The 24,807-nt window shown below is 64.1% G+C and carries 23 protein-coding genes; 11 read left to right on the top strand and 12 right to left on the bottom strand.

Annotation, left to right across the window (positions count from 1 at the left end; translation table 11 throughout):
• Positions 1 to 154: 154 nt before the first annotated feature.
• From RHIBR816_RS0102305 to RHIBR816_RS0102295, 3 genes are all read left to right on the top strand, one after another.
• Positions 155 to 1,081, top strand: coding sequence for a sulfite exporter TauE/SafE family protein (locus tag RHIBR816_RS0102305; RefSeq protein WP_018234918.1), 927 nt, complete (start codon positions 155 to 157; stop codon positions 1,079 to 1,081).
• Positions 1,081 to 1,884: a TIGR02186 family protein gene (locus RHIBR816_RS0102300; RefSeq protein ID WP_018234917.1), complete on the top strand. Its 804-nt coding sequence runs from the start codon at positions 1,081 to 1,083 to the stop codon at positions 1,882 to 1,884. The genes RHIBR816_RS0102305 and RHIBR816_RS0102300 overlap by 1 nt, the downstream gene beginning before the upstream one ends.
• A 162-nt stretch (positions 1,885 to 2,046) precedes the next feature.
• Positions 2,047 to 2,283, top strand: coding sequence for an Lrp/AsnC ligand binding domain-containing protein (locus tag RHIBR816_RS0102295; protein WP_018234916.1), 237 nt, complete (start codon positions 2,047 to 2,049; stop codon positions 2,281 to 2,283).
• Between the two features lie 50 nt (positions 2,284 to 2,333).
• Here the strand turns inward: RHIBR816_RS0102295 and pdeM are convergent, their stop codons facing one another.
• The 4 genes from pdeM to RHIBR816_RS0102275 all read right to left on the bottom strand — a co-directional run bounded on the left by pdeM (position 2,334) and on the right by RHIBR816_RS0102275 (position 7,593).
• Positions 2,334 to 3,059: a ligase-associated DNA damage response endonuclease PdeM gene (gene pdeM, locus RHIBR816_RS0102290; RefSeq protein ID WP_018234915.1), complete on the bottom strand. Its 726-nt coding sequence runs from the start codon at positions 3,057 to 3,059 to the stop codon at positions 2,334 to 2,336.
• Positions 3,060 to 3,289: 230 nt separating this feature from the next.
• A complete protein-coding gene (locus tag RHIBR816_RS0102285) occupies positions 3,290 to 5,845 on the bottom strand; it encodes a ligase-associated DNA damage response DEXH box helicase (RefSeq protein WP_018234914.1) in 2,556 nt (851 codons plus the stop codon).
• Positions 5,846 to 5,914: 69 nt separating this feature from the next.
• The gene (locus tag RHIBR816_RS0102280) at positions 5,915 to 6,550 is read right to left on the bottom strand and encodes a YitT family protein (protein ID WP_018234913.1); all 636 of its coding nucleotides are present in this window, start codon (positions 6,548 to 6,550) and stop codon (positions 5,915 to 5,917) included.
• A 104-nt stretch (positions 6,551 to 6,654) separates the two neighbouring features.
• Positions 6,655 to 7,593 (bottom strand): class I SAM-dependent methyltransferase, encoded by a 939-nt coding sequence (locus RHIBR816_RS0102275; RefSeq protein ID WP_018234912.1) that lies wholly within the window; start codon positions 7,591 to 7,593, stop codon positions 6,655 to 6,657.
• Positions 7,594 to 7,736: 143 nt separating this feature from the next.
• Between RHIBR816_RS0102275 and RHIBR816_RS0102270 the strand changes: the two genes are divergently transcribed.
• From RHIBR816_RS0102270 to RHIBR816_RS0102260, 3 genes are read left to right on the top strand one after another with little or no spacing between them, the layout of a single operon-like run.
• On the top strand, positions 7,737 to 8,003 hold the full coding sequence (locus RHIBR816_RS0102270) for a DUF6460 domain-containing protein (protein ID WP_018234911.1): 267 nt from the start codon (positions 7,737 to 7,739) through the stop codon (positions 8,001 to 8,003).
• Between the two features lie 2 nt (positions 8,004 to 8,005).
• A complete protein-coding gene (locus RHIBR816_RS0102265; RefSeq protein WP_018234910.1) occupies positions 8,006 to 8,509 on the top strand; it encodes a CAP domain-containing protein in 504 nt (167 codons plus the stop codon).
• A 48-nt stretch (positions 8,510 to 8,557) separates the two neighbouring features.
• Positions 8,558 to 9,925, top strand: coding sequence for an MATE family efflux transporter (locus RHIBR816_RS0102260; protein ID WP_026186561.1), 1,368 nt, complete (start codon positions 8,558 to 8,560; stop codon positions 9,923 to 9,925).
• Here RHIBR816_RS0102260 and RHIBR816_RS0102255 read toward each other — a convergent pair.
• Together RHIBR816_RS0102255 and RHIBR816_RS0102250 are read right to left on the bottom strand one after the other, a co-directional pair.
• Positions 9,901 to 10,989, bottom strand: coding sequence for a quinone-dependent dihydroorotate dehydrogenase (locus tag RHIBR816_RS0102255; protein ID WP_018234908.1), 1,089 nt, complete (start codon positions 10,987 to 10,989; stop codon positions 9,901 to 9,903). The genes RHIBR816_RS0102260 and RHIBR816_RS0102255 overlap by 25 nt on opposite strands.
• Positions 10,986 to 11,333, bottom strand: coding sequence for a DUF952 domain-containing protein (locus RHIBR816_RS0102250; RefSeq protein ID WP_018234907.1), 348 nt, complete (start codon positions 11,331 to 11,333; stop codon positions 10,986 to 10,988). Before RHIBR816_RS0102250 ends, RHIBR816_RS0102255 begins: the two co-directional genes overlap by 4 nt.
• 183 nt (positions 11,334 to 11,516) lie before the next feature.
• Here RHIBR816_RS0102250 and RHIBR816_RS0102240 point away from each other — a divergent pair, with 183 nt between their 5' ends.
• Together RHIBR816_RS0102240 and RHIBR816_RS0102235 are read left to right on the top strand one after the other, a co-directional pair.
• Entirely contained in the window at positions 11,517 to 11,948 is a 432-nt protein-coding gene (locus RHIBR816_RS0102240; protein ID WP_026186560.1) for a hypothetical protein, read from the top strand.
• A 106-nt stretch (positions 11,949 to 12,054) separates the two neighbouring features.
• Positions 12,055 to 12,702 (top strand): response regulator transcription factor, encoded by a 648-nt coding sequence (locus RHIBR816_RS0102235; RefSeq protein WP_026186559.1) that lies wholly within the window; start codon positions 12,055 to 12,057, stop codon positions 12,700 to 12,702.
• 28 nt (positions 12,703 to 12,730) lie between these two features.
• On the opposite strand, the gene RHIBR816_RS0102230 is transcribed toward RHIBR816_RS0102235, so the two are convergent.
• The gene (locus RHIBR816_RS0102230) at positions 12,731 to 16,237 is read right to left on the bottom strand and encodes a PAS domain-containing hybrid sensor histidine kinase/response regulator (protein ID WP_018234903.1); all 3,507 of its coding nucleotides are present in this window, start codon (positions 16,235 to 16,237) and stop codon (positions 12,731 to 12,733) included.
• A gap of 236 nt (positions 16,238 to 16,473) precedes the next feature.
• Between RHIBR816_RS0102230 and mscL the strand changes: the two genes are divergently transcribed.
• From mscL to galE, 3 genes are all read left to right on the top strand, one after another.
• Positions 16,474 to 16,902: a large conductance mechanosensitive channel protein MscL gene (gene mscL, locus RHIBR816_RS0102225; RefSeq protein ID WP_018234902.1), complete on the top strand. Its 429-nt coding sequence runs from the start codon at positions 16,474 to 16,476 to the stop codon at positions 16,900 to 16,902.
• Positions 16,903 to 17,007: 105 nt separating this feature from the next.
• Positions 17,008 to 18,174: a pyridoxal phosphate-dependent aminotransferase gene (locus RHIBR816_RS0102220; protein WP_018234901.1), complete on the top strand. Its 1,167-nt coding sequence runs from the start codon at positions 17,008 to 17,010 to the stop codon at positions 18,172 to 18,174.
• Positions 18,175 to 18,353: 179 nt separating this feature from the next.
• Entirely contained in the window at positions 18,354 to 19,388 is a 1,035-nt protein-coding gene (galE, locus tag RHIBR816_RS0102215) for a UDP-glucose 4-epimerase GalE (protein ID WP_018234900.1), read from the top strand.
• Positions 19,389 to 19,401: 13 nt separating this feature from the next.
• Here galE and RHIBR816_RS0102210 read toward each other — a convergent pair whose 3' ends face one another.
• From RHIBR816_RS0102210 to RHIBR816_RS0102185, 5 genes are all read right to left on the bottom strand, one after another.
• Entirely contained in the window at positions 19,402 to 19,707 is a 306-nt protein-coding gene (locus tag RHIBR816_RS0102210; RefSeq protein WP_018234899.1) for a chorismate mutase family protein, read from the bottom strand.
• A 464-nt stretch (positions 19,708 to 20,171) separates the two neighbouring features.
• Positions 20,172 to 21,176, bottom strand: coding sequence for a cytochrome d ubiquinol oxidase subunit II (gene cydB, locus RHIBR816_RS0102200; RefSeq protein WP_026186558.1), 1,005 nt, complete (start codon positions 21,174 to 21,176; stop codon positions 20,172 to 20,174).
• Positions 21,166 to 22,581: a cytochrome ubiquinol oxidase subunit I gene (locus RHIBR816_RS0102195; RefSeq protein ID WP_018234896.1), complete on the bottom strand. Its 1,416-nt coding sequence runs from the start codon at positions 22,579 to 22,581 to the stop codon at positions 21,166 to 21,168. Before RHIBR816_RS0102195 ends, cydB begins: the two co-directional genes overlap by 11 nt.
• Positions 22,582 to 22,780: 199 nt before the next feature.
• Positions 22,781 to 23,950 carry a M20 aminoacylase family protein gene (locus RHIBR816_RS0102190; RefSeq protein WP_018234895.1) on the bottom strand — a complete coding sequence of 390 codons (1,170 nt, stop codon included), beginning with the start codon at positions 23,948 to 23,950 and terminating at the stop codon, positions 22,781 to 22,783.
• A 1-nt stretch (position 23,951) separates the two neighbouring features.
• Positions 23,952 to 24,686, bottom strand: coding sequence for an ABC transporter permease (locus RHIBR816_RS0102185; protein ID WP_245262684.1), 735 nt, complete (start codon positions 24,684 to 24,686; stop codon positions 23,952 to 23,954).
• Positions 24,687 to 24,807 lie beyond the last annotated feature (121 nt).

Below are 24,807 nucleotides of genomic sequence, written 5' to 3'. Positions count from 1 at the left end.
TTGCCACTTCGAAGCATCCCGCAGCGCCTCCCTCCAAGGTGGGGGTGCGAATAATTCAAAGCGTTGCACGATTCCTAAATCGTTTCCGGTTAGGAGTTGTGCGGTTGCAATTTTCATCCGCCTTGCGGGTCCGTTGTTACATCGAGGTTCGGCCGTGACGGTCTATCTCCCCATTGCAGAATTGTCGGTGAACATATTCATCATTCTCGGCATGGGCGCGGCCGTCGGTTTTCTGTCGGGCATGTTCGGTGTCGGCGGCGGCTTTCTGATCACGCCGCTCTTGATCTTCTACAATATTCCGCCGGTGGTGGCGGTGGCGACCGGCGCGAACCAGGTGGTTGCCTCGTCGATCTCCGGTGCGATCACCCATTTCCGCCGCGGCACGATCGACATCAAGCTCGGCACGGTGCTGCTCTGCGGCGGTCTCGTCGGAGCGACCGTCGGCGTCTGGCTCTTCTCGGTGCTGCGCCGCATCGGCCAGCTCGATCTCGTCATTTCGCTGCTCTATGTCGTCTTGCTTGGTTCGGTCGGCGGTTTGATGCTCTGGGAGAGCATCATTGCCATGCGCAAGGCCGCCAAGAACCAGCCCACGCAATTGCGCCGACCCGGTCAGCACAACTGGATCCACGGGCTGCCGCTGAAGATGCGCTTCAAGAAGTCGAAGATCTATCTGAGCGTCATCCCGGTTGCCACGCTCGGCTTCTGCATCGGCATCCTGACATCGGTCATGGGCGTCGGCGGCGGCTTCATCATGGTGCCGGCGATGATCTATCTCCTGCGCATCCCGACCAGCGTCGTCGTCGGGACCTCGCTGTTCCAGATCGTCTTCGTCTCCGCCTATACGGTCATCGTCCAGGCCTCGACCAACTATACGGTCGATATCGTGCTGGCCTTCGTGCTGATGATCGCCGGCGTCATCGGCGCCCAATACGGCGTGCGCGTCGGCCAGCGGCTGCGTGGCGAACAATTGCGGGCGCTGCTGGCGCTGCTCGTCCTTGCCGTCGGCGTTCGCCTGTCGATCGAGCTCATCATTCCGCCGAAGGACATCTATTCGGTCGTTTCAGCGGGGTTCGGCTTCTGATGCGCGCGCTCGCCCGTCTCGTTCTGCTTGCGCTCGCGCTTTCGGCCGCCGCGCCGGCATCGGCACAGTCTCTGGAGCGTGAGGTCGGCAACTTCCCCGAGAAGCTCGAGATCGGCATCTCGACGGACGAAATCTCCATCACCTCCGACTTTCGCGGCGCCGACCTGACGATCTTCGGCGCTATCGACGGCTTCGACGCCAACCTTCTCGCCCAGGGCAAGTACAACATCATCGTCGTGCTCGAAGGGCCAAAGGACAATGCGACGGTGCGCAAGAAGGAGCGCGTCTTCGGCATCTGGGTCAACACCCACTCGATGACCTTCGAGCTCGTTCCCGAAGCCTATTCGCTGTCGAGCACGCGCGATATCGCGACGATCGCACCGCCGCGCGACATCGCCAATATGGGCATCGGCGTCGATCACATGCGGCTGGTGCCGCTCGGCTTCATCGGCGACGGCAGCAGCCTCGGCGAGTTCCGCAACGCCTTCCGCCGCATCCGCGAAGAAAGTGGCGTCTACCAGCGCGATCCCGGCGGCGTGCAGTTCATCAGTTCGAGCCTGTTCAAGGCATCCGTCCGCCTGCCGGCCAATGTCCCGAACGGCGTCCATGTGGTGCGCGCCTATCTCTTCCGCGAGGGCCTCTTCGTCGCCGCCAAGGCGTTGCCGCTGAGGGTGGTGAAAACCGGGCTCGAACAGGCGATTACCCGCGCCGCGCACGAGCAGCCGGTGATCTACGGCCTTTTTGCGGTGACTCTGGCGGTGATCACCGGATGGGGCGCGAGCCTGCTCTTCCGCAAGGATTGATGCGGAATGGAGCCCGGGCGGTCGCATTGCGGGCACGTTCTCTTTTGTGCCGTGGTGGTTTAAGGAGAAGATTGAATCAGCACCGCCCGTCTGGTCCCGGGCTGGGAACGGTGCGCGTGATCGGGAGGCCGCCATACTTCCCGGAAGCAGAGGAAAACCCCGATGAAACCGATTTTCGTGCAACTGCAATGCGCGCCCGGCCGCACCTACGAGGTCGCCGACGAGATCTACCGCAAGGAGATCGTCTCGGAGATGTATTCGACGAGCGGTGATTATGACCTGCTCTTGAAGATCTATGTCGAGGAAGGCCAGGACATCGGCAAGTACATCAACGACAACATCGCCACCGTTCCGGGCATTTCCCGTTCGCTGACGACGCTCACCTTCAACGCTTTCTGATTCGGTTCCTATAGATAGAGCGGATGCGGGGCGGAAACCTTCATCCCGCTCTACCCCAAGAGGTTGGCAAAGCGCACCGAATAGATCCGGTCGCGGCCCATCAGATGGGCGACGAGCTGCTGCCGGTCGAAAAGGCCGGTCATGGCGCGGTGCCGCAGATCCAGCCCGCCGGTGGTCACGCCGAAGGCGGGCATCAGCAGCCGCTTGCCGTCGGTTGCGAAACAGGCGCGCCGGACCGATCTTTCCCGGCGTCGGACGGTCGCCGAGGGATGCAGGTGGCCGGCGACTTCGCCGAGCCCGTCTGCCAGAGACGGCTCGTGGCGGAAGACCAGGCCGGCATGACGAAGCTCGTCCATCGACGCGCCGGGCAGCCCCGAGGCGCCGTCGGGATCGTGGTTGCCATTGATCCAGATCCAGTCGCGCCCGTGCGCCATTGCCGCGATCATCTGGCGGAAGGTCTCCGGCATCGCTGCCGATCCGGCGCGGTCGTGGAAATTATCGCCGAGGCTGATCACCGTTGCGGGATCATGGCGAAGAATGATCGCCTCCAGGATGCGCAACGTCGCGAGCGTGTCATAGGGCGGCAGCATCATCCCGCGCCTGGCGAAGGCGGAGCCTTTTTCGAGGTGGAGGTCGGAGACGACCAATGTCCCGCTGTCGGGCAGAAAGAGGCCGCCGAGCGGATCGCAGATGCCGCTAACGCCGTTGATCGTCGTGCGGGCCTGGAAGAAGGCGCCCGTCGCCGGAGCCGATGTCGCGTGAAGGAGCCGGTGCATCGTTACCCCGACGCTCTCGGATGTAGAACAAAACCCCTCCCCAACCCCTCCCCACAAGGGGGAGGGACTAGGTTGCCGCGCCCTCCGTACACTATCTTTGCTCTACCTACGTGTTGAGCCGTGGGAAGCGGCAAGTCGGTGCCGCAGCGAAGCCCCTCCCCCTTGTGGGGAGGGGTTGGGGAGGGGTCTCCACTCCGAATTAGCCGGCGAGTCTCTCTCATGCCGCTTTCCTATTCGCCTGCACCGTGCCCAATCCCCATCGCCTCGTTGATCAACTCATCGGCCGCCGCTTCCGTGAGCAGGAAGTCCTGCGCTTCCCCGTGGACCGATTCCCGGCCGATTTCCAGCATGACCGGCACGGCGAGCGGCGAGATGCGGTCGAGTTGGCGGTGAGTGATGTGGCCCTTGATTCGCTTGAGCATAGAGCCGAGGCGGCCAATGTCCAAAAGTCCGGCGGCCGCGTCGTTGCGGGTCGCTTCAAGCAGGATGTGGTCGGGCTCGTGCATCCGCAATACGTCGTAAATGAGATCGGCCGATACGGTGACCTGCCGCCCGGTCTTCTCCTTGCCCGGATGGCGCTGGTCGATGAGCCCGGCGATCACCGCACAGGTGCGGAAGGTGCGCTTCAGCAGGAAGGATTCGTTGAGCCAGGCCTCCAAATCGTCGCCGAGCATGTCCTCGTCGAAGAGCTCGGCGAGCGATGGCGCCCGCTCCCGGAACGCCGCGCCCAGATCGTCGAGCGCCCAGACGGCCAGCGAATAGTCGGTGGCGACGAAGCCGAGCGGCTTCAGGCCGGCCCGATCGAGGCGGCGCGTGAGCAGCATGCCGAGCGTCTGGTGGGCGAGCCGTCCTTCGAAGGCGTAGCTGACCATGTAGTGGCGGCTGCCGCGCGGGAAGGTCTCGATCAGCAACTCGCTCTCGCCGGGCAGCATCGAAATGTCGCCCTGCAGCGCCAGCCAGTCGCGCACCTGGTCCGGCAGGCTGGCGCGCCGCGCCGGGTCGGCGAGCATCTTTCTCACCTGGGCTGCGAGATAGGTGGAGAGCGGGAATTTGCCGCCGGCATAGGTCGGCACCTTGGGATCGAAGGAAAAGGCCTGCGAAACGAGGCATTCGTTCTCGCGGATACCTTCGAAGCGCAGCACCTTGCCGGAGAAGAGAAACGTGTCGCCGGGCGACAGCATTTCGAGGAAATACTCCTCCACCTTGCCGAGCGGCATGCCGCCGCGGCCGAGCGAGCCGCGTGCATTCCTCTTCACCATGCGCACGTTCAGCATCGGCGATTCGACGATCGTGCCGACATTCAGCCGGTATTGCTGCGCGACCATAGGGTTGGAGATCCGCCACAGCCCTTCCTTCGTCTTGCGGATGCGGGCGTAGCGCTCATAGGTTCGAAGCGCATAGCCGCCGGTGGCAACGAGGTCGACGACCCGCTCGAAGGTTTCCCAGGAAAGATCGGCATAGGGGGCCGCGGTGGTAATTTCGTCATGAAGCTCGACCGCGTCGAGGGGTCTGGCGCAGGCCATGCCGAGCACATGCTGCGCTAGCACGTCGAGCGCGCCCCTGCCGACCGGCGGCGTATCCTGGGCGCCGATATAGTTGGCGTCGAGGGCGGCCTGGCATTCCATCACCTCGAAGCGGTTGGCCGGCACGAGGATCGCCCGGCTCGGTTCGTCCATGCGGTGGTTGGCGCGGCCGATGCGCTGCGCCAGCCGGCTCGCCCCCTTCGGGGCGCCGACATGGACGACCAGGTCGACGTCGCCCCAGTCGATGCCGAGATCGAGCGTCGAGGTGGCGACCACGGCGCGCAGCCGGTTCTCCGCCATCGCGGCCTCCACCTTGCGGCGCTGGGCGACGTCGAGCGAGCCGTGGTGGAGCGCGATCGGCAGGTTGTCGTCGTTGATCGTCCAGAGCTCCTGGAAGAGCATTTCCGCCTGGCTGCGCGTGTTGACGAAGAGCAGCGTCGTGCCGTGCTCTTTGATCGCGGCATAGACGTCCGGGATCGCATAGCGGGCCGAATGCCCCGCCCAGGGCACATGATTCTCGCCGCGAAGGATGGAGATTTCGGGTTTGGCCCCGCCGGATACGGTGATCAATCCGGCATGACTTTGCTCGCCAGGAGGCTGGCCGACCAGCCAGCGCTGCAGTTCCATCGGCTCGGCCACCGTCGCCGAAAGGCCGATCGTCTGCAGGCAGGGCGCCAAGCGGCGCAGCCGCGCCAGCCCGAGGGCCAGCAGATGGCCGCGCTTCGAGGTGACGAGCGAATGCAGTTCGTCGAGCACGACATAGCGCAGGTTTTTGAAGAAGCGGTCAGCCTCGCCATCGGCAATGAGCAGCGCAAGCTGCTCCGGCGTTGTCAGCAACAGGTCGGGCGGATTGAGCTTCTGGCGCTGCCTCTTGCCCTGCGGCGTGTCGCCGGTGCGGTTCTCGATCCTGACCGGCAGGCCCATTTCACTGACCGGCTTCGTCAGGTTGCGCTCGATATCGACGGCGAGCGCCTTGAGCGGCGAAATATAGAGCGTGTGGATGCCGACGAAGGCGGAGCCGGGCGGTATCCTGCCGCGCCGCGTGAGATCGACCAGCGACGGCAGAAATCCGGCAAGCGTCTTGCCTGCGCCCGTCGGCGCGATCAGCAGCGTGCTTTGCCCGGCTTCGGCGCGCGACAGCAATTCGAGCTGGTGGGCGCGCGGCCTCCAGCCCTTTTCGGCGAACCATCGCAGAAAAGGCGCCGGCAACGTCAGGACGTCGCTTTCCGGCAATGGGGAATCGATCCTGTTCACGGTGAACAAAGGTAGATCAAACGCGGCAAAAGAGAAGCCTGTACCTCGTCATGCCCGAGATTGCAGGCCAACCAAGCTTCAAAGCGCGATATATCGATCGGCGCGGTGGTTGATTGCCACGAAGAGGTTGAGGACGACCGCGCCGAGCACCGACCACAGAACGACCCAGGGCGTCGTGACCGCGAAGGCAACGGCCAGAACCACCATGTCGATCGCCAGTTGCACGAGACCGGCGCGGATGCCGAAGCGCTCCTGCAGATAGACGCCGAGGATGCCGACGCCGCCGAGGCTGGCGCGGTGGCGGTAGAGTGCCAGAACGCCGTAGCCCAACAACAGGCCGCCGAGAAGCGCTGCCCAACCGGGATGAATCTGTTCGATCTCGAACAATCTCGACTGCGCATCGGTCAGCAACGAGGTGAGTCCGATGGCAATGAAGGTCTTGATGGTGAAGGCTGGTCCCAAGCGCTTCAGCGACAGGTAGAAGAACGGCAGGTTGAGCAGGAAGAAGGCGAGGCCGAAATTCACCTCGGTCGCGTAGTGCAGCAGGAACGCGACACCGGCGGTGCTTCCGGTCAGCAGTCCGGCGCTGGCGAGGAAATAGAGGCCGAGCGCGGCGACGAGGCTGCCGGAAAAAACGCCCTGCACATCCTCGAGCGGCGTGTGCCTGGTGGGGCTGGTATTCCAGAGACCGAAAACGCTGCTCATCTCTGCCATGGCGAACTCCCGCGAAGAGCTCCATCATTTGCTGCGGCGCATGAAGATAATCAAGAAAAATATGTAAGTAACGCTGACCTATTTTTGCAAGCCGTCGTTGCGATTCATGCAGACTTGCGGGCGACAAACAGGATGCCGGCAATCGGCAGGCCGGCATCCATGCGAATGATCGTCCGTTCGACGGCGATCATCTCGAGCTGAAACTCTGCACAGAGCGCGGCGACATAGGCTTCCGAATGGGCGTAGCGCAGCGATGGTCGAAGCAGGAAGCCGTCGCCATTCGCCGCGTCCTCGACGGAGAAGGCAAACAGCCCGCCGGGCGCCAGCAGCCGGTGCGTGATGGCGAATGGGCGTTCGAGATTGCCGAGATACATCAGCACGTCCGCCGCGCTGACGAGGTCCGCGCGCGCTTCGGCGAGTTCGCCGAAAAAGCCGGAAACCTCCGGCGGCTGCGACAGGTCCGCCTGGCCCAGCCGGTCATAGAGTGCCTTGCCTTCTGCCTTGGCAAGCATGTTGGCCGAAAGATCGAAACCCTCGAGAAAGTCGGCGCGGCCGCGGATGCGCTCGCCGAAGAGCCCGGTGCCGCAGCCGAGATCGGTAACATGGCGAAATTTTTGCCCGCCGGTCGTCCTGTCGGTCAGCGCCGCGAGTTTTTCCGGGACACTGTAGGCGAGCTTCTCGACGAGGGCCTGGTCGAACCGCTCGGCATAGTCGTCGAAAAGCCGCTCCACATAGGTGCTCGGCGGCTGCTCCGGCGTCTCGCAGGCGCCGAGCAGGGCCAGTTTCAGGCTGGCGCCGTAAATGTCCTGAGGGTTGAGCCGAAGCGTGCGGCGCAGGGCCGCGACCGCCGCCTCTTTTCGGCCCGATTTCTCCTCATAGTCCGCCAGCCGGAACCAGCCGGCTGCCCAATTCGGCACCAGTTCCAGCGCCTGGGCCATGAGCTCAGCCGCGCCTTGGTGGTCGCCGCTTTCGGCGAGCATCTTTGCATAGTCGGCGCGGCGATCGGCGATCAGATCGCCGGAGGAGAGCTGGTGGGCGGCCATGAGGGTGACAGTTGGTTTGCGACGGACGCTTCTGGCGCCGGACGCGACAAAACACAAGCGGAATCTGAAAGACCGCGTTTCTCGCGGCTTGCGGGGGCTGGCAGAGCGGCTTATGTGATGGGAAACAGGAGAATTCTTCGCTGATGTCGGACGGCGTAAACAAATTTCTCGGCGATTCACCGCTGCGCGTGCTCGTCAAGCTCGTTGTCGTGTCGATCCTCGTCGGCTTCGTCATGACCGTCTTCGATTGGCGCCCCATGGACCTTCTCGACGGTATCCGCGACTTCGTCGTCGACCTCTGGCGGACGGGCTTTGCCGCGCTGGGACGGGTCGGCGATTACCTTTTGCTCGGCGCCGCCGTGGTCATTCCCGCCTTCATCATCCTCCGTCTCTTGAGCTATCGGCGTTAACCATGCAGGATCAGTTCTTCCTTCCCCGCAGACGGCTCATTCTGTCCGCCGGTGCCGTGATTTCGCTTGGGCTCGTCGCCGGCTGCTCGACCTCCGGCCTGCTCACGGCTGACGACGGGACGGGCAGCGACCAGACCGAGGCGACGCTCGGCTACGTCAACGCGTTGCGCAAGGGCAGAGGGCTCTCGACGCTTTCGCGCGACCCGGCCGCCTCCGTCGCCGCCATGCACCAGGCCGCGCGCATGGCCCGCGCCGGCAAGATGAAGCACAATATCGGCTGGCGCGACGATTTTTCCGATCGGATGAAGGGCGATGGCGTGACACTTCCCGCCGCCGAGAACATCGCCATGGGCCAGGACACCCCCGAACGGGCCTATGAAGCCTGGTTCAAGTCGCCAAAGCACCTCGAAAACATGCTCGGCGGCTATCGCGGCCTGGGCGTGGCCGTGGCGCAAAATACCGCTTCCGGGAACCGCCCCTATTGGGCCATGGTGCTGTCCGGCTGAGTTGATTCCCCAAGATCGCCTTGCGGAGACGGCCGCGGGGTAGCGACGATGTCTGCCATGGAAAGTATCGAGCGTGAAAAGCTTGCCCGCGAGGCGGGTCCGTTCGACGTCACCAATCGGCTGATTTTCTCGATCGCCCTGCCGATGACGCTCGGATTTTTGACGACGCCGCTTCTCGGCCTCGTCGACACCGGCGTCGTCGGCAGGCTCGGCCGGGCGGAGATGCTCGCCGGCCTCGCCGTCGGCGCCGTCCTGTTCGATCTGATCTTCGCCACCTTCAATTTTCTGCGCGCTTCGACGACCGGCCTCGTCGCGCAGGCCTATGGCCGCGGCGACCGGCGCGAGCAACAGGCGGTGTTCTGGCGCTCGATGGTGATCGCCCTCGTCTGCGGCATCGCCGTCGTCCTGCTGTCGCCGCTCCTGCTCGCACTCGGTCTGTGGCTGATGGCGCCGGACGCAGAGGTGGCGGCAGTCACGAGCACCTATTTTCTCTATCGGATTCTTTCCGGTCCGGCGGCGCTCGCCAATTACGCCATCCTCGGATTCGTCCTTGGTCGCGGCGAGGGCTCGATCGGCCTCCTGCTGCAGACCCTCATCAACGGCACCAACATCGTGCTGTCGATTTTGCTGGGACTCGCCCTCGGCTGGGGCGTGGCAGGGGTTGCAATCGGCACGGTCGCGGGCGAGCTGATCGGTGCGCTCGCGGGCTTCGCGATCGTCTACGGCCGGTTTGACAAGAGGGACGCGCCGGACTGGGCGACGATCTTTGCCGGCGACCGGCTAAAGGCGCTGTTCGGGCTCAACCGCGACATCATGATCCGCTCCTTCGTGCTGCTCGCCGCCTTCACGCTGATGACCCGGATCGGCACGTCCCTCGGCCCGGTGACGCTCGCGGCCAATGCGGTGTTGATGACGATTTTTCTGGTCGCCGGCTACTATCTCGATGGCCTTGCCAATGCGGCCGAGCAGCTGACCGGCCGCTCGATCGGCGCCGGCTATCGCCCCGCCTTCGATCGCGCGCTCAGAATGACAGCATTTTGGTCGCTCGGCCTCGCTTTATTGACGACGGCGTTTTTCCTCGCCTTCGGCAACATCCTCGTCGATCTTTTGACGACGGCGCCGGATGTGCGCGCGCTCGCCTATGAATATATGCCCTGGGCGGCGCTGACGGCGCTCACCGGCGCGATGGCCTTCCTGATGGACGGCGTCTTCATCGGCGCCACCTGGTCGCGCGACATGCGCAACATGATGCTCGCCGCCTTCCTCGTTTATGGCGCGGCGCTCGTCGTTCTCGTACCGGTCTTCGGCAATCACGGCCTGTGGGCGGCGCTCAACCTGTTCCTGCTGCTGCGGGGCCTGTTCCTGGTGCTATTGCTGCCGCGGCGGGCCGCTCAGATCTTCCGCCCGGCCCAGTAGTCGAGACGGCTGTCGCGGATCTCGCGGATCGAGGCAAGCTTCTCCCGATCGCAGAGCGCCGAAAGGCCGCGCAGGATTCGGCCGGGAAGCGCCGGCCCCTCATAGACCATGCAGGAATAGAGCTGTACCAGATCGGCGCCCGCGCGGATCTTTTCCGCCGCCGTCTCCGCCGAACTGACGCCGCCGACCCCGATGATCGGCAGGTTCGGCCCGACGCGCTTGCGCATGCGGGCGAGCACCGCCGTCGATTTCTCGAAGAGCGGCTTGCCGGAAAGGCCGCCAGCCTCCTTGGCGTGGCGCTGGTCCCTGAGACCTTCGCGCGACAGGGTCGTGTTGGAGACGATCAAACCGTCGAGATCGTGCGCCAGCACCTCCGCCGCGATGTCGTCCATACCTTCCTCGGTGAGATCCGGGGCGATCTTCAGGAACACCGGAACGTGTCTTCCTTCCTTCGCGGCTTCCTCGTCGCGGGCGGCAAGCACGGCCGAAAGCAGCGCCGCCAGGCTTTCGCGCGCCTGCAGGTCGCGCAGGCCGGGCGTGTTCGGCGAGGAGATGTTGGCGGTGAAATAGCGGGCGACGGCATGGAAGGTGCGGATGCCGGCGACATAGTCGGCAATCCGGTCGGCGCTGTCCTTGTTGGCGCCGATATTGACGCCGATCAGCGCTTGGCGCGAACAGGCCTGAAGGCGCGCCAGCGCCGCACCGTGCCCATCATTGTTGAATCCGAGCCGGTTGATCACCGCCTCGTCCTCGACGAGCCTAAAAATCCGCGGCTTGTCATTGCCCGGCTGCGGCTTCGGCGTCACCGTGCCGATCTCGGTGAAGCCGAAGCCGAGTCTCAACAGGGCCTCCGGCACCTCGGCATTCTTGTCGTAGCCGGCGGCCATGCCGAGCGGATTCGGAAAAGTGAGGCCAGCAATGGTCTGCTTGAGCCTGGCATCGGCAGGCGCAGCACAGCTTGGCACGACGCCGCTCTTCAGCGCCTTGATCGAGACGCCATGGGCGGTTTCGGGGTCGAGGAGGAACAGGCCGCGGCGGGCGAGGCGTTCAAGAGGTCCAGTCATGGCGCGAGCTCGGGGAAAATATGCGTGCCATTGGCGCCGAGCGGCAGCGGCTTTTCCCACAACACCGCGTCGAGCGTCAGTGGCCCGTAGAGATGCGGAAACAGCGCGCCGCCGCGCGAGGGCTCGTAGACGAGCTTGTCGCCGAGGGCGCCTGCGTTGACGGCGACGATGAGAAGATCCGTCTGTCCCTCGAAGTGTCGCGCCGCCGTTTCCGCGACCTGCTCGCCCGTTGAGAAATGAATGAAGCCGTCGGCGAGATCGACGGGCGCGCCGGCGAACTGCCCCGCGCGCCGCGCTTCCTGCCATAGAAGCGCCGGAACGATCTTGTATATGGTAGCGTTCATCTGGTCCGCTCGTCCGTCATGAAACCGAGCCATGGCCTTGCCGCAAATATCGCCGCATGTCCACCGCCGAGCATCAGATCGAAGGCGGATTTGCGGGGAAGAGGAAACTGCACGCGGTTTTCCGCGCGCATGCCGCTATATCTACAAGAAGCGATCACCAGAGCATCCAAGGGAGAGGATGTCATGAGGCAGGCAATCACAGCGCTCGCGTTCGGCTTGGTTCTCGGCTGGGGCCAGATGGCTGGCGCCCAGGAACCGGCGCCGGGTCGCTTCAGCATGCAGAAGGCGGAGACAGGCTTCGCCCGGCTCGATACCGAGACTGGCGAGGTCACCCTCTGCCAGGAGAAGAACGGCGAACTCGTCTGCCGGATGGCCGCCGACGAGCGTGCCGCCTTCGAGCGGGAACTCGACCTTCTGACGAAACGGGTAGAAGCCTTGGAAAAGGCCGTGCAGAGCGGGGCGACAGCCGCGAAACCCGATCTTCCGACCGACGAAGAGATTGACCGGACCATGAGCATCATGGAAAGAATGATGCGCAAGTTCATGGATATCGTGAAGGAACTTGAGGGTCGCGATCCTACCGAAGACGGTGGACCGGTGCCCGACAAGACCTGAGTGTCCTGAACAAACACCGAGTGGCGCGTGGGGGACGAAGCCGATCGGTGAACGAACATGCAGCATGCCAATGCTGCATCCGAGGCTCTTGGGAGGGAGCGTCACCATGCCCGACATGACCATCATCATTGCTGACGACCATCCGCTGTTCCGCGGTGCGATGCGCCAGGCGCTGAGCGGCATGGCGGGCGCGCCAACCGTCGTCGAGGCCGGCGATTTTGCGGCCGCTCGCAAGGCCGCGGTGGACAATCCCGATGCCGATCTGATGCTTCTGGATCTCACCATGCCGGGCGTCAGCGGCCTTTCCGGCCTGATTGCGCTGCGCGCCGAATTCCCAAGCCTGCCGGTGATGATCGTCTCGGCTCATGACGATCCGGCGACGATCCACCGCGCCATCGATCTCGGCGCGGCCGGCTTCCTTTCAAAATCCGCCGGCATCGAGGAAATCCGCGACGGTATCGGCAAGGTTATCGCCGGCGAGATCTTTGTCCCGGCCGGCTACGACGGGAACCAGGAATACGAGCCGGAAGTGGCCGACCTTATGCATCGCCTGCAGACCTTGACGCCACAGCAATCGCGCGTCTTGTCGATGCTTGCCGAGGGCCTGCTCAACAAGCAGATCGCCTACGAACTCGGCGTCTCCGAGGCGACCATCAAGGCGCATGTCTCGGCGATCCTGCTGAAGCTCAATGTCGACAGCCGCACCCAGGCGGTCATCCAGCTTTCAAAACTCGGGAGTGTGGCGGCGGCTTAGGAACCAGCTAATTTAAGAAAAACCGCCGCTACTCCGCCGCCGCCCGTGCCGCTGCGGCAAGCTGCGTCAGCCAGGCGCGCAAGGCGGCAGGGCGCACCGGCTTGTGCTGCAGCGACACGCCGTCGCGCTCGGCGGCGCCGCGAACCTCCGGCGTGCGGTCGGCGGTCACCATCAGCGCCGGAATACTGTCCTTCCAAAGCCCACGGATCGACGCGATCGCCTCGATGCCGGTGCCGTCGTCGAGGTGGTAGTCGGCGACGATCGCGTCGGGCCGCGCCGGCAGGTCGTTCGGGCCTATCTTGTCGCAGGCGGCAACCGATTCCACCGTCGTGACGGTGCAGCCCCAGCCGCCGAGGAGCAGCGCCATGCCTTCGAGGATCTTCGGTTCGTTGTCGATGCAGACGACGGTGAGCCCGGTCAGCGCGTCGCTCGTCTTCGTCGCGACGACCGGCTGCGACCTTGATGGTTCGCCGGTGCTTGTATCGAGCGGTACGGTAACCTTGAACCCGGTCCCCTTTCCCGGCTTCGACTGCAGGCCGACCGGATGGTTGAGGACACGCGAGATGCGGTCGACGATCGAGAGTCCGAGGCCAAGCCCGGAGGCCGTGCGCGCCCCTTCGTCGAGGCGCGCGAATTCCTTGAACACGGTGCGGAACTTCGACGCCGGAATGCCGATGCCGGAGTCGAGCACTTCGATCGTCACCGCCTGCCCGTGTCGCCGCACCCCCACGAGCACCTTGCCCTCAAGCGTGTATTTGATCGCATTGGAGACGAGATTCTGGACCACGCGCCGCAAAAGGTTGGGGTCGCTGCGCACGACGAGCGAAGTCGGCATGACGATGAACTCGATTTCCTTCGCCCGCGCCATCGGGGCGAAGTCCGTCTCGATGCGCCTCAGGAGATCATCGAGCTGCACGGCCTGCAGCCGCGGCTTCATCGCCCCTGTGTCGAGCCGCGAAATGTCGAGCACGGCGCCGAGAATGGCCTCCACCGATTCGAGCGAGGAATCGATGTTCTGCACCAGCGCCCTGTTGTCCGAACCACCTAGCCGCTCGACAAGCGATGAGGAGTAGAGGCGCGCCGCGTTCAGGGGCTGCAGGATGTCGTGTCCAGCGGCTGCGAAGAAGCGGGTCTTGCCAATATTGGCGTCTTCTGCGGCGGCGCGCGCCTCGCCAAGTTCTTTGTTGACCCGCGTCAACTCGCTCGTCCGTTCGGCGACGCGCAGTTCCAGCGTCTCGTTCGCCTGCTTCAGCGCCATGTCGGCGGCCACGCGCGGGGTGATGTCGGTATAGGTGGTGACGATTCCCTTGTCGGGCATCGCGTTGGTCCGCACCTCGATGATGCGGGCGCCATTGCCGAGTTCCAGCAGGAACGGTTTGTCGAGCGTCAGGAAGTTGGTGACCAGCGTCTTTTCGTAGTCTTTGCGGATGTCGCCGCGGCGCGCCAGGATCGCCACGATGTCGGCAAGCGGGAAGCCGACCTGACCGGCGGCCTCGGGCAGATCGAGCAGTTCCCGGAAACGGCGGTTCCAGATGATCAGGTTGCTGGCGTTGTCGAAGACGGCGATTCCCTGGTCCATCTGCGAGAGCGCCGTCTGCAGCATGTCCTGGTTATGCTGCAGGGCCTCGCTCGCCTGGTCGAGCAGCCAGGCGGTGTCCGATGAGGTGTCGTCCATGCGCTGCAGCACGAGCGAAAACACCAGCCGGGCCGAAGAGGAGCCAATGGCGCTGCCGAGCAATTGTTCGGAAAAATGGACGAGCGCCATGTCGGCGGAGGCGTTTTCGTCGAGCCAGCGGCCGGATTGCTGCTCGTAGGTGTGAAACGATCGCTGCATGCGCTCCTCGCCCATGTAGCGGGCGATCGTCGTCTTTAGGTCGCGCACCGTCACCTTCGTCTTGCGTCCGCGGAAAGCCCGTTCCGTGCGCGAGCGCCGGGTGATGAAAACGCCGGCCTGGAAGCGCTCGAGCGGCTTCGGCGTGCGGGTCAGCGAGCCGAGCACATAGGCGGACACGTTGACGAGCATGCTGAGCGTCGACGCGTTGACCAGCGGGTCGGATTGCGGGCCCGAGAAGAGATCCGTGAACGGCAGGAGGAAGCTCAGGATCGTCGAGGCCACGTGGGAATTGTCGGGTCCGCCGAGGCTCGGCAGGAACAGCACATAGGCCCAGACGAGGAAGCCGCTGACCATTCCGGCAATCGCGCCGCGGGCGTTTGCCTGCCGCCAGACGAGGCCGCCGAGGAGGGCCGGCGCCATCTGCGAGATGGCGGCGAAGGAGAGCAGCCCCAGCGAGGCGAGGCCGGAGCTCATGTCTGCCGAGCGATAGTAGCCGTAGCCGAGCAGCAGGACGACAAAGATCGCGGTGCGGCGGATGTTGAGCAGCGTCCCGGCCATGCTCTCCTGCAGCGTTCCGCGGGTGCCGAGCCTCTGGCGCAGAAAGACCGGCATGACGATGTCGTTGGAGATCATGATCGACAGCGCCACCGAGGCGACGATGACCATCGCGGTTGCGGCGGAAAAGCCGCCAATGAAGGTGAGAAGCGTGATCAACGGCACGTCGCTGGCGAGCGGCAGGGCCAGGAGGTAGAGATCGGCATCGCCGGAGCCTGAAAAGGTCAGGATGCCGGCAATGGCGATCGGCAGAACGAAGAGGTTGATGGCGATCAGATAGAGCGGAAACAGGACCCCGGCGGTGCGCAGTTCGTTGTCGGTGCGGTTTTCGACGACGGTGACGTGAAACTGCCGCGGCAGCATGATGATCCCGAAGGCGGAGAGCACGATCAGCAGGATCCAGCGCGCAACCGGCGTCTGGTATTCGAGCGCGGAAAGGACCGCGGGGCTCTGCTGGGCTGCGGCCAGCAGGCTTGCCGGCCCGTCGAACAGGACGAAGACGATGTAGAAGCCCGCCGTGAGCATGGCGACGAGCTTGACGACCGATTCCATCGCGATCGCCAGGATCAGCCCGTCCTGATGCTCGGTCGCATCCGTGTGGCGCGTGCCGAAGACGATCGCGAAGCAGGCGAGGAAGAGCGTGACGAGCAGCGGCAGGTCGATGAAATTCTCGCCTGCGCCGATGCCGTAGTCGCTGGTATCGATCATCGCCGCGACCGAGCTCGACACCGCCTTGAGCTGAAGGGCGATATAGGGAATGGCCCCCACCAGCGAAATCAGCGCGACGATCGCCGCCACCGCCGGGTTCTTGCCGTAGCGCGCCGCCACGAAGTCGGCGACCGAGGTCAGTTTCTCGGTCTTTGCGAGCTGCACGATCCTGCGGATCAGCGGCATGCCGAGCGTGAACATCAGGATCGGCCCGATATAGATGCCGGTGAATTCGAGCCCATGCTCGGCGGCGAGCCCGACGCCGCCGAAATAGGTCCAGGAGGTGCAGTAGATCGCCAGGCTCAGCGCATAGACCAGCGGCCTGCCCTTGCTGGCAATCTTGCTTCTGCTGGCCCGCCGGTCGCCGTAGCTTGCGACTGCGAAGAGCAGCAGCAGATAGGCGAAGGCCGAGGCGAAAATGACCGAACCCGAAAGCATGCCTCACTCCTCGACGGGCAGCATAGGGCAAGTCCATCCCATTGAGAATTGGCTGCTTTATGCGTCTTAAGTCCAAGACGGGACGGGGCGGCCGTCGCGTGTTACGTGCCGCTGCCCACCTTGATCTCGAAGGGCGGTTCCATCGCACCGAGCTTTCGTCTAGATTCCTACCAGCGGTTGCCGCGCGGGACAGGCGCGGCCAGCCGTTCCAGGACGGGGATATCATGGAGAGACGTATGCTGAACGAATTCAAAGAGTTTATCGCGCGCGGCAATGTGATGGACCTGGCAGTCGGCGTGATCATCGGCGCCGCCTTCACCAAGATCGTCACGTCGGTCGTCGACGATCTCGTGATGCCGGTCGTCGGCGCGATTACCGGCGGCGGCTTCGATTTCTCCAACTATTTCCTGCCGCTTTCCGCCAACGTCACCGCGCCGACGCTTGCCGCCGCCCGCCAGCAAGGCGCCGTCTTCGCCTATGGCAGCTTCATCACCGTGTTCATCAACTTCCTGATCCTTGCCTGGATCATCTTCCTGCTGGTCAAGGTGGTGAACCGCATCCGCGCCTCGGTGGAACGGGAGAAGGCACCGGCCCCGGCAGCTCCGCCGCCTGAGGATGTCCGACTCCTGTCGGAAATAAGGGATATCCTGAAGCAACGCGCCTGACGGCAGCGAATCATCACAGGAATCGATAAATCCGTCAGAGAAAATCGCGTGATCGCAGGCGCGAAAGCGTCTAGAAGCGCCGGGAAATTCAGGAGCCCGCCGCCGATGACGAACATCACCAACCTCAGCCCTCGCGCAGTTTCGGCGCCCGAAAGCGGCATCGTCGAAGTGGTGAACTATGCGCGCGGCCGCGACGGACTCATTCCGCTCTGGGTCGGCGAGGGCGATCTTCCGACGCCGGAATTCATCAGCCGGGCAGCGGCGGAAGCACTGGTGGCTGGCGAGACCTTCTATACGTGGCAGCGCGGCATCCCGCCGCTGCGCGAGGCGTTGGTGCGCTACTATCAGCGCCGCTTCCAGAAGACGCTCGCGCCGGAGAATTTCTACGTCACCGGATCGGGAATGCAGGCGATCAAGCTGGCGATCGAGGCGATCGCCTCGCCCGGCGACGAGATAGTGCTCTTGACCCCAGCCTGGCCGAATTTCGCGGCCGCCGCGGACCTCTCCGGCGTACGGCCGGTCTCGGTGCCGCTGCGCTTCGAGAACGGCAAGTGGCAGCTCGATCTCGACCGACTCGAGAAGGCGATCGGGGAGAAGACACGGGCGCTCTTCATCAACACCCCGTCCAATCCGACCGGCTGGACGGCGACGCAGGACGATCTCAAGGCCATCCTGGCGCTGGCGCGCAAGCATAGCATCTGGATCATCGCCGACGAGATCTATGCGCTCTACGCCTATGTCGGCGGACGCGCGCCGTCGTTTCTCGACATCATGGAGGCGGACGAGCACATCCTCTTCGTCAATTCCTTCTCCAAGAACTGGGCGATGACCGGCTGGCGCGTCGGCTGGATCGTGGCGCCGCCGGCAATGGGCCAGGTGCTCGAGAACCTGATCCAGTATTCGACCTCCGGGGTTGCGCAATTCATGCAGCGCGGCGCGGTCGTCGCCCTGGATGAAGGGGACGGCTTCGTCGACGATAATGTTGCCAAGGCCAGGCGCAATCGCGATCTGCTTTGCGATGCACTGATCTCCACCAACCGCGTTGAGACCCTGAAGCCGGACGGGGCGATCTACGCCTTCCTGAAGATCGATGGCGTCACGGACTCGCGCCGTACCGCGCTCGACATCGTCGACAAGACCGGCGTCGGCCTCGCGCCCGGAACGGCCTTCGGCGAAGGCGGATCGCTCTTCATGCGCGCCTGCTTCCTGCGCGATCCGGCCCAGATCGCGGAAGCCGCGGACCGGCTGCGCGCCTACGTCCTCGACCGCTGATGCCAGAATTTCGTCCACTCCGGGCCGATCGATAAAATCCGAATGATTGTCGTCGCCCGGACTTAACCACGCGGACGAGAAGTGGCGGAGAATGGTGGCTCCGGCGCCCCGATTTACCAATTCCGTAAGCATCGCCCGTCTTTGCTGTTCCCGGGATTTATCGGGGTGGAAAATCAGCCATGGCCATATTGGTGACGGGCGGAGCGGGCTATATCGGCAGCCATATGATCTGGTCGTTGCTCGACGCGGGCGAGGCCGTCGTCGTGCTCGACAGCCTGACGACCGGGTTCCGCTGGGCGGTGGCGCCGGAGGCGCGATTCTATTTCGGCGATGTCGGCGATCGCGCGGTGCTGGCGCGGATCTTCGCCGAAAACACGATCGACGCCGTCGTCCATTTTGCCGGCTCGGCCGTCGTGCCGGAATCCGTTTCCAAGCCGCTTGCCTATTACGAGAACAATACGGCGAAGACGCGCACGCTGATTGCCGCGACCGTGGAGGCCGGCGTGCGCCGCTTCGTCTTCTCGTCGACGGCGGCTGTCTACGGCACCCAGGATACGCCGGATCCGGTCAAGGAAACGGCGGCCTTGCGCCCGGAAAGCCCCTATGGCCGTTCCAAGCTGATGTCGGAAATCATGCTCGAGGACGCGGCCGCGGCGCATGATTTCAGCTATGTCGCCTTGCGCTATTTCAACGTCGCTGGGGCCGATCCGCTGGGTCGCGCCGGCCAGTCGACCTTCGGCGCCACCCATCTCATCAAGGTTGCCTGTGAAGCTGCGCTCGGCAGGCGCCGCAAGGTCGATGTCTTCGGCACCGACTATCCGACGGCGGACGGCACCGGGATTCGCGACTATATCCATGTCAGCGATCTGGTTGCCGCGCATCGGAAAGCGCTTGATTATCTGAGCTGCGGCGGCGAGCCGCTCGTCGCCAATTGCGGTTATGGCGACGGCTTTTCCGTGCTGCAGGTCCTCGACACGGTGCGCCAGGTTTCCGGCCGAAATTTCCGGGTCGACTATGCCCCGCGGCGCCCGGGCGATGCGGCCCAGGTGGTCGCCGATCCAAGCATGGCGCGGTTGAAGCTCGACTGGGTCCCGACCCATGCCAGCCTCGAGCATATCGTCCAGAGCGCCTTCGACTGGGAAGGCTATCTCAGCCGCAAGAACAGTTTCGACGATGGGCGCGGCGACGACGGGCGGCTGGTAGCCAACGGCTGACGCGGCTCGAGTCCTATCCCTCGTCTTCACCGAGGAGGCGACGCTCATGCGCGATCGCATGCTCGATCAGTTGCGCCCACAGGCCCTCATAGAAGCCCGGCTCCAGGCCGAACTCGATTGCGTGCCTGCGGGCATTCTCCCGGACCTCGGCGACGCGCGCCGGAATGTCGGCCTTCAAGTTCAGCGGACGCTTGATTTCGGCAGCGCGGTCGATATAGCCCCAGCGCTCGGCAAAGAGCGACATCAGGGCGCGGTCGAGCCGATCGATTTCGGCGCGCACATCCGCCATCGTCGTGCATTCTGCGGGGCTCTTCTGCATATCCGGCTCCTGCGGGGCGGATCGCGCCCCGTTTTCTTGCGCCGAACTGCTAGCAAAGGGGATGCCGGCTGAGAAGGGGAAAAACGGTGCGGCGCTTGAGAGACAGCCCTTGCAGCGTGCTTAGCGCGTCGTGGTACGCCATGCCATCCTCATGCTTCGTCATCCTCGGGCTTGACCGGAGGATGACGAAAGAACATGGATCGTGTGCTAAAGCTGACCAGAAGCTTGTCCCGCTCCAGCCGAAACTGGTCACCTCGGCAGGCGATCGCTGGGGAGTAGGGTGCGGTCCTGTCTCTGCCGGCGATTGCCTGCCGATGTGTGGGAAGACGGTAGGCGCGCAAACTTGAGCGGGGCTTTCTAACCGCCGAGCGCAAGCTTGATTGCGAGGCCGACCACGCTGACCGCCGCGACGCCGGCGAGCCAGAGCCCGACGAACCAGAGAATCCTGCGCCCGAGCGCGCTCATCAGTGATAGCCCTCTTCCGGATCAACCTTGCCGCGGAACACCCAGTAGGCATAGGCCGTATAGGCAAGGATGATCGGCACCAGCACGAGCGCGCCGACGAGCAGGAAAGCGAGGCTGTCGTTCGGCGCCGCAGCGTCCCAGATGGTCAGCGACGGCGGCACCATATAAGGGTAGAAGCTGATACCGATGCCGATATAGCCGAGCAGGAAGAGGCCGAGGGCGGCGATGAAGGGCTGGCGGTCGTGGCGCTGTTGGATGCCCTTGAGCAGCAGGTAAAGGCAGCCGAGAACGAGCAGCGGCACGATGACGCTGAAGATCGCCGTCGGCCAGCCGAACCAGCGCTGCAGATAGACCGGCTCGAGAAATGGCGTCCACAGGCTGACGATGCCCATCGCCGCAACTGTGGCGAAGGCACTTTTGAGGGCGATCGCGCGGGCCTGCTCGGCAAGTTCGCCCTGCGTCTTCATGATCAGCCAGGTCGCGCCGAGCAGTGCGTAGCCGACGACGATCGCCAAGCCGGTGACGATCGAGAACGGCGTCAGCCAGTCCCACCAGCCGCCGGCATAGGCCCGGTCCTCGACAGGAATTCCCTGGACCAGCGCGCCGAGCGCCAGCCCCTGGGAAAAGGCTGCGAGCGTCGAGCCGCCGGCAAAGGCCCAGTTCCACAAAAACTCGCCGCGCCGCGTACGCCAGCGATATTCGAAGGCGACGCCGCGGAAGATAAGGCCGAGAAGCATGGCGATGATCGGTGCATAGAGCGCCGGCAGCACCGTCGCATAGGCGAGCGGGAAGACGGCCATCAGGCCGCCGCCGCCGAGCACCAGCCAGGTCTCGTTGCCGTCCCACACCGGTGCCACGGAATTCATCATCACATCGCGATCGTGTTTCTCCGGGAAAAACGGAAAGAGAATGCCGACGCCGAGGTCGAAGCCGTCGAGCACCACATAGGCGAGCACCGCGAAGGCGATAAGCGCGGCCCAGATGAACGGCAGGTCAATGGCCATGCGGGCCTCCATGGGGTTTCACCGCTGCCGGGCCAGGGGTGACGCCGGCTGTGCGCAGCGGCCCCTCGTCGAGCTCCGGCATGGTATCGCGCGGCAGGCGCGCCATCAGCCGCAGGATGTAGAAGGTGCCGGCGCCGAAGACGAGGAAGTAGACGATGATGAAGGCGAGGAGCGACGCGCCGACGGCCGGAGCCTCGATCGGTGATACCGAATCGGCCGTCAGCAAATGGCCATAGACCGTATAGGGCTGTCGCCCGACCTCGGTCGTGATCCAGCCGGCAAGCACTGCGACAAACCCCGCCGGACCCATTGCCACTGCCATGCGATGCAGCCAGGCACTGGTAGCAAGTGTCCCGCGATACCGACACCAGAGAGACCATAGCCCGATGCCGAGCATGGCCAAGCCCATGCCGACCATGATGCGGAACGACCAGAAAACGACAGGGACCGGCGGATGCAGTTCCTCGGGAATCGTGTCCAATCCGGCAAGCGGCGCATCGAGATCGTGTTTCAGGATGAGGCTCCCCAGTTTTGGCACTTCGATCGCGTAGTCGATGCGCTTCTCCGCCGAATTCGGAATGCCGAAGAGAACCAGCGGAGCACCGTCGGGATGGCTGTGAAAGTGGCCTTCCATCGCCATCACTTTGGCCGGCTGGTGCTCGAGCGTGTTGAGCCCGTGCTGGTCGCCGGCGAAAATCTGGATCGGCGCGACGATGGCCGCCATCCACATCGCCATCGAGAACATTTTTCGGGCGCGGCGTGGTGCGGTCTTGCGCAAGAGATGCCAGGCGCCGCAGGCGCCGACGACGAAGGCCGTCGTCAAATAGGCGGCAAGCACCATATGGACGAGGCGGTAGGGGAAGGACGGATTGAAGACGATCGCCCACCAGTCGACCGGCATGAATTGCCCGGCCTCGTTCATGGCAAAGCCCGCCGGGGTCTGCATCCAGGAGTTCGCGGACAAGATCCAGGTGGCCGAGATCAGCGTGCCGGTGGCGACCATGGCTGTCGCGAGAAAATGCAGGCCTGGCCCCACCCGGTTCAAGCCGAAGAGCATGACGCCGAGAAAGCCGGCCTCGAGAAAGAAAGCGGTCAGCACTTCGTAGCCCATCAGCGGCCCGATGATCGGGCCGGCCTTGTCGGAGAACACGCTCCAGTTGGTGCCGAACTGGTAGGACATGACGATTCCGGAGACGACGCCCATGCCGAAGGCGACGGCGAAGATCGTCTTCCAGAAGTTGAAGAGCTCCAGATAGACCGCGTCCTTCTTCCAGAGCCAAAGCGCCTCCAGAACCGTCAAATAGCTGGCGAGCCCGATGGAGAAAGCGGGAAAGATGATATGAAACGAGACCGTGAAGGCGAACTGAATGCGCGCAAGCAGTGTCGCATCGAAGGCTTCAAACACGGCGCAATCCTTTCAGACGGAAGCCGGCAGATCAGACGCGAATGCATCTCGTATCAGCGATCTGCATCGTGCGATTGAATCTGACGCAATATTGCCAAACGTCAATGAAGGGCGAACCGCCACGTTGTCACACTGCGGCAATGTTTCGCCTGCGGCATTTGCGACCGCAGCTACCGATGGGACGCGCGGCGTTGGAACTTCAGGGACGCGCGAGATAGGCCTCGGCGAGTTCCGTCCAGAAGGCGGCGCCGATCGGCAGCAGGTCGTCGTTGAAGTTGTAGCCGGGGTGATGGAGCGGCTTCTCCTCGCCGGTCGCCCGCGACCCCAGGAAGAAATAGGTCCCGGGCCTCTCTTTAAGCATATAGGCGAAGTCCTCGCTGCCCATATAGGGCCGGGCCAGATCGACGACCTTGTCCGCCCCGGCGAAGCGGATCGCCAGGTCGCGGACGAAATCCGTCTCCGCCTTGTGATTGATCGTCGCGTCATAGCTGCGCTGGTAGTCGACGGTGGCGCGCATGCCGAAGCTCGCCGCCTGCACCTCGGCGATCATCCGGATTCGGCGTTCCAGTTCGTCGCGAACCACCGGATCGAAGGACCGGATGCCGACGACGATCTCCGCCCGTTCCGGAATGATGTTGCTCGCCGAACCCGCGTGGAAGGCGCCGACCGTGACGACGGTCGGGTCCATCGGATGGATGTTGCGCGACACGATCGTCTGCAGCGCCATGACGATGCTGGCGCCGCAGACGATCGGGTCGGCCGTCTCCTGCGGTTCGGCGCCGTGGCCGCCGCGGCCGTGCACGGTGATCCGCGCCTCGTCGACGGCCGCCCCGATCGGGCCCTCACGCAATGCAAACTGCCCGAAGGGGAGATTCGGCTCGTTGTGGAGCGCGAAGACAGCGTCGCAGGGAAATCTTTCGAACAGGCCCTCGTCGATCATGATCTTCGCACCGCCGAAATTCTCCTCGGCCGGCTGGAAGATGAGGTGGACGGTGCCGTCGAAATTCTTCCGCTCGGCAAGCGCCCGGGCGGCGCCGAGCAGCATTGCCGTGTGGCCGTCGTGGCCGCAGGCATGCATCAGCCCCACCGTCGTGCTGGCATAGTCGAGGCCGGTCTCCTCATGGATCGGCAAGGCGTCGATATCGGCGCGGATGCCGATCGAACGGGGGCTGCTGCCATTCCTGAGTGTGCCAACGACGCCGGTTTTCGCCAGTCCCGTCGTCACCTCGTAGCCGAGTGCTTCGAGGTGGCCGGCGATGAAGGCCGATGTGCGCGTCTCCTCCAGTCCGAGTTCCGGATGGGCGTGCAGGTCGCGGCGAATGGCGACGAGTTCCGGCAGGGCATTGCCGATCGCAGCGGAAATTTTCATGTCAGGCACCACGGGTTGGGATGCGGTTTTCGAAATAGCGGAAAGTGACGACCAGGATTCCGGTCAGGCACATGTAGATGAGGGCGAGTAGCAGCAACGGCTCGTAGGTGAGGAAGGTTTCCTGCCGCACCTTCGAGATCACTGCATAGACGTCGACCACGGTAATGGTGGCAACGAGCGGCGTCGATTTGAGCTGCAGCACGGTTTCGCCGTTGAGCGTCGGCAGCGCCCGATGGACGGCGCGCGGCAGCCAGATGCGCCGGAACATCGTCCAGCGTCCCATGCCGTAGGCACGAGCAGCTTCCAATTCTCCCCGCGGCACTCCGGCAAAGGCGCCGCGCATCACTTCCCCCTCATAGGCCGCGAAGGAAATCGTCAGCGCCGCCACCCCATAGGGCCACGCCTCGCGCAGATAGGGCCAGAGGAAGGAATGGCGGATCCAGGGGAACTGGGGAAAGAGCGAGCCGAGGCCGTAATAGAGCAGCCAGAGCTGCAAGAGCAGCGGCGTTCCCCGGATGACGGTGCAGAAGAGACGGGCCGGGAGCTTTAGGAACCACGGGCCGGTCACCTGGACGAGCCCGAGCGGAACGGCGAGCAGAAAGCCCAGGATCGCGGTGCTGAACAGCATCGCCAGGCTGACAAGGATGCCGGAGCCGAGCCTCGGCAGGTAGCGCGGCAGCCAATCCCAACGCATGAAGACGGCGACTGCGACGACGACGCCGGCGAAGACGAGCATCAGGACGATGCGATGCGGCTTGAGGAGGTTCTCCGGCTTGGGAAGATCCCCGGGGACGAGCGCAAGAGCGGAATGAGGAAAAGTGTGAAGCGGTTTTCCGCCCGCATCCCGCTCCAACCTG

The organism is Ensifer sp. BR816 (genome assembly GCF_000378985.1).
In the GTDB taxonomy this organism is placed as follows: Bacteria; Pseudomonadota; Alphaproteobacteria; order Rhizobiales; family Rhizobiaceae; genus Sinorhizobium.
The sequence above is the reverse complement of the archived record's forward strand: the minus strand, read 5'-3'. Positions and strand labels throughout refer to the sequence as shown.

Bases quoted from the DNA above. Each gene is read 5' to 3' on its own strand.
- RHIBR816_RS0102300 (WP_018234917.1), top strand. From the start codon at position 1,081: ATGCGCGCGCTCGCCCGTCTCGTTCTGCTTGCGCTCGCGCTTTCGGCC.
- RHIBR816_RS0102295 (WP_018234916.1), top strand. From the start codon at position 2,047: ATGAAACCGATTTTCGTGCAACTGCAATGCGCGCCCGGCCGCACCTAC.
- pdeM (WP_018234915.1), bottom strand. From the start codon at position 3,059: ATGCACCGGCTCCTTCACGCGACATCGGCTCCGGCGACGGGCGCCTTC.
- RHIBR816_RS0102280 (WP_018234913.1), bottom strand. From the start codon at position 6,550: ATGGCAGAGATGAGCAGCGTTTTCGGTCTCTGGAATACCAGCCCCACC.
- RHIBR816_RS0102275 (WP_018234912.1), bottom strand. From the start codon at position 7,593: ATGGCCGCCCACCAGCTCTCCTCCGGCGATCTGATCGCCGATCGCCGC.
- RHIBR816_RS0102270 (WP_018234911.1), top strand. From the start codon at position 7,737: ATGTCGGACGGCGTAAACAAATTTCTCGGCGATTCACCGCTGCGCGTG.
- RHIBR816_RS0102265 (WP_018234910.1), top strand. From the start codon at position 8,006: ATGCAGGATCAGTTCTTCCTTCCCCGCAGACGGCTCATTCTGTCCGCC.
- RHIBR816_RS0102260 (WP_026186561.1), top strand. From the start codon at position 8,558: ATGTCTGCCATGGAAAGTATCGAGCGTGAAAAGCTTGCCCGCGAGGCG.
- RHIBR816_RS0102255 (WP_018234908.1), bottom strand. From the start codon at position 10,989: ATGACTGGACCTCTTGAACGCCTCGCCCGCCGCGGCCTGTTCCTCCTC.
- RHIBR816_RS0102250 (WP_018234907.1), bottom strand. From the start codon at position 11,333: ATGAACGCTACCATATACAAGATCGTTCCGGCGCTTCTATGGCAGGAA.
- RHIBR816_RS0102240 (WP_026186560.1), top strand. From the start codon at position 11,517: ATGAGGCAGGCAATCACAGCGCTCGCGTTCGGCTTGGTTCTCGGCTGG.
- RHIBR816_RS0102235 (WP_026186559.1), top strand. From the start codon at position 12,055: ATGCCCGACATGACCATCATCATTGCTGACGACCATCCGCTGTTCCGC.
- RHIBR816_RS0102230 (WP_018234903.1), bottom strand. From the start codon at position 16,237: ATGCTTTCGGGTTCGGTCATTTTCGCCTCGGCCTTCGCCTATCTGCTG.
- mscL (WP_018234902.1), top strand. From the start codon at position 16,474: ATGCTGAACGAATTCAAAGAGTTTATCGCGCGCGGCAATGTGATGGAC.
- RHIBR816_RS0102220 (WP_018234901.1), top strand. From the start codon at position 17,008: ATGACGAACATCACCAACCTCAGCCCTCGCGCAGTTTCGGCGCCCGAA.
- galE (WP_018234900.1), top strand. From the start codon at position 18,354: ATGGCCATATTGGTGACGGGCGGAGCGGGCTATATCGGCAGCCATATG.
- RHIBR816_RS0102210 (WP_018234899.1), bottom strand. From the start codon at position 19,707: ATGCAGAAGAGCCCCGCAGAATGCACGACGATGGCGGATGTGCGCGCC.
- cydB (WP_026186558.1), bottom strand. From the start codon at position 21,176: ATGGCCATTGACCTGCCGTTCATCTGGGCCGCGCTTATCGCCTTCGCG.
- RHIBR816_RS0102190 (WP_018234895.1), bottom strand. From the start codon at position 23,950: ATGAAAATTTCCGCTGCGATCGGCAATGCCCTGCCGGAACTCGTCGCC.
- RHIBR816_RS0102185 (WP_245262684.1), bottom strand. From the start codon at position 24,686: ATGCTCGTCTTCGCCGGCGTCGTCGTCGCAGTCGCCGTCTTCATGCGT.